Origin of the sequence: Ancylobacter sonchi (genome assembly GCF_018390695.1) — a bacterium.
GTDB lineage: Bacteria > Pseudomonadota > Alphaproteobacteria > Rhizobiales > Xanthobacteraceae > Ancylobacter > Ancylobacter sonchi.
In genome coordinates this window covers 1-1,069 of record NZ_JAHBGF010000042.1, presented here as the reverse complement: position 1 = coordinate 1,069, position 1,069 = coordinate 1, and the positions used below count along the sequence as shown (strand labels likewise).

Annotated in this window: 1 protein-coding gene; it reads right to left on the bottom strand. The window is 65.0% G+C overall.

What is annotated here, in order from left to right; all coding sequences use genetic code 11:
• Positions 1 to 1,069, bottom strand: a 1,069-nt coding sequence (gene bamA / locus KHC28_RS24080; RefSeq protein WP_214010935.1) for an outer membrane protein assembly factor BamA, incomplete at both ends; no start/stop codon positions are given.

Genomic DNA, 1,069 nt, shown 5'->3' with positions numbered 1-1,069 from the left:
GAGAACTCGCCCGTCGGCTGGTCTTCCACCTGAACCACCAGGATCACCCGGTCCGGCGTCGAGCCGGGCTCGTTGGTGATCTTCACGTCCTTGAAGTAGCCGAGATTGCGCAGGCGCCGCTCGGCCCGGTCGACCAGAACCCGGTTATAGGCATCGCCCTCGGCGACGTCGAACTCGCGACGGATCACCCAGTCGCGCGTGCGGGTGTTGCCGCGGATCTCGATGCGCTCGATATAGACGCGCGGCCCCTCTTCCACCGCGAACACCAGCGAGATGGTGCGCGCCTCCGGGTTGCGGTCGCCGCGCGGGCGCACCTGGGCGAAGGCATAGCCGCTCTTCGACACCTCGATGGTGGCGTTCTCGACCGACTTCTCCACCAGCTCGGCGTTGTACACCTGACCCTTGGCGACGCGCAGCGCCGAACGGATGCGGGCCGGGTCGACGTCCTTGATGTTCGACACCACGTCGACCGAGCCGACCCGATACTGCTGACCCTCGTCCAGCACATAGGTCAGGATGAAGCCGTTCTTCGAGCGATCGAGATCGGCGGTCACCGACACGATGCGGAAATCCGCATAGCCGTTCTTCAGGTAGAAGCGGCGCAGCAGCTCCTGGTCGGAATTGATGCGGTCGACGTCATAGACGTCGGTGTTCTTCAGCCACGACAGCCAGTTGGTCTCGGTGGTGGTCAGCTCGTCCTTGAGCTTCCAGTCGGAGAACGACTTGTTGCCGACGAACTTGATCTCGGCGACGCCGAGCTTCTCGCCCTCGGTGATCTCGAAGACGAGGTCGACGCGACCCTGGCCGCGGTCGATGGTCTTGGGCTCGACGCGCACGTCGTAGCGGCCGGCGCGGTGATAGACCTCGATGATGCGCTGGGTGTCGGCCTGCACGGTGGTCTTGGAGAACGGCGCGCGCGCCTTGGACTGCACCTCGCCGGCGAGCTGCTCGTCCTTGACCTTCTTGTTGCCCTCGAAGGCGACGCGGTTGATGACCTCGTTCTCCTCGACGCTCACCACCAGGCGGCCGCCGCGATTGGAGATGCGCACATCGGAGAACAGGCCGGTCG